At 57.0% G+C, this 1,700-nt stretch carries 3 protein-coding genes; all 3 read right to left on the bottom strand.

Annotation, left to right across the window (positions count from 1 at the left end; all coding sequences use genetic code 11):
- Positions 1-732 (bottom strand): IS66 family transposase zinc-finger binding domain-containing protein (locus C5P05_RS00615; protein WP_157979151.1); only part of this gene is annotated, 732 nt, incomplete at its 3' end.
- 75 nt (positions 733-807) lie between these two features.
- Positions 808-1,161: an IS66 family insertion sequence element accessory protein TnpB gene (gene tnpB, locus C5P05_RS00610; protein WP_114967997.1), complete on the bottom strand. Its 354-nt coding sequence runs from the start codon at positions 1,159-1,161 to the stop codon at positions 808-810.
- Positions 1,149-1,616 (bottom strand): IS66-like element accessory protein TnpA, encoded by a 468-nt coding sequence (tnpA, locus tag C5P05_RS00605; protein WP_114967996.1) that lies wholly within the window; start codon positions 1,614-1,616, stop codon positions 1,149-1,151. Before tnpA ends, tnpB begins: the two co-directional genes overlap by 13 nt.
- Positions 1,617-1,700 lie beyond the last annotated feature (84 nt).

Here is a 1,700-nt window from a genome sequence, read left to right as displayed (position 1 = left end):
CAGGATAGGCTGCACCGCCTGGCCCACGCGCACGATGCTGGCCGCCATGGTGTTGCGCGAGAGGTCGCCCCCGCCAAAACGTCCCAGCAGGGCGGCCTGGCGGTACAGAGGCAGGCCATCGCAATACTTGGAGGCGATGACCCAGGCCAGCAGGCCTTCGCTGAACAAGCCCTTGGGGATGACTTGAACGGGCTTGGGCGCCAGGCGCAATGTGCCATCGCAGCAGGGGCAGGCGTATTTGACCCGCTCATGGCGAATGACGCGCACTTGCTGGGGGATGATGTCCAACTGCTCGCTGGGCTCAACACCGATTTCCTTCAGAGGCGATCCGTCATGGGGACATACGCGCTCGGACTCAGGCAGCTCATGGCGAACCACATGGCGCGGCAGTGCTGGGTCCAGAGGCTTGCGCCCGCGCTTGGCGCGTTTGTGAGCCGGAACATCAATGCCTTCATCATCACTGCCGAGGTCTTCTTGTGCTGCAGGCTGGGCCTGTGCGCCCAGAACTTCGGCTTCGTTGAATACGAAGAACATATCCTTTTGACTCTGACTGCTGACCTCGCTCTTGGCAGCAAAGATCTTGCGCATGAATTTGTTGAGCCGCTCCTTGAGCAAGTCGCGCTCGGTGCGCACCAGAACCAGTTCGCCGTTGAGTAATTCACTGCGTCGGTTGGCTACCACCAACGCCTCTTGCAAGGCAGTGAATTCCTCAAGGGTTGGTGGTAAATTCATTGCGGTTTTTGATCAAATTCCCTCTGAAAAAGTTCCTTCAAAACCACTATAAATGAAGCATTTTTTCAATACGTTTCAGGCCGCTTTTTGAAAGGAAACAGCAGCGTGACCACGCATCGCAGAGAGGTCAATTCCATCGAGCAACCAGTGCAGCTGTTGCACCGTGAGTTCGACGACTGGACGGTCTTTTCCAGGCCAAACAAAGCGCGCGCCTTCGAGGCGTTTTTGTAGTAGCCAGAATCCGTTGCGATCCCAGCCCAGTATCTTGATGCGATCCTTCCTGCGGTTGCCAAAGACGAATACGGCGTTGGCAAAGGCGTTCATTCCCAGTGCGTGTTCGACCAGGCTGGCCAGACCGTTAATGTTCTTGCGAAAGTCGATGGCATCGCGGTGCAGGTAGACGACGCGGCTGGCGTTTAGCTCGAACATGGCAAGACACTGAGCATTTGCATGACCCCCGTGAGATCGTCCAAACAGGCTTCTCCCAGGTCGACCTCCACCCCGTTGGCCAGCCGCACCTGCATGCGCAGAGGTAGTGTCGCTGGCAGACTGCTCTGAGCGCGGGATACCCGTGCGGGCGTGGTCTGCGTAGTCGGCGCTACCGGCGCTTGAATCTGCACTGGAACAAACGCATGTGAGATTTCCAGCTTTTTTGCTGCCACGCCCGACAGCGTGCTGATAACACTTCGCCCCTCGGACTTCATGATCCACAACCGCAGCAAATTTGCATTGATGCCATGCTGCATTGCCATGCGCGCCACCGACACGCCAGGCGCCAAGCATCGGCGCACCAATTCCTGCTTTACATCTGGGTCATATCGGCACCGACCATCACTCTTGTGTCCCACCACCAATCCGCTCAATACCTCTGAGTTGTTCTGCATCGCATATGTCCACGTTGTTTACGCGGACACAAGCATCACGGATTCCACACCCGACCGAAAGTACGCGGTTAATTGATCGCTTAC

The organism is Rhodoferax ferrireducens (genome assembly GCF_003347515.1).
GTDB lineage: Bacteria > Pseudomonadota > Gammaproteobacteria > Burkholderiales > Burkholderiaceae_C > Rhodoferax.
This window is presented reverse-complemented; position numbering and strand designations above follow the sequence as displayed.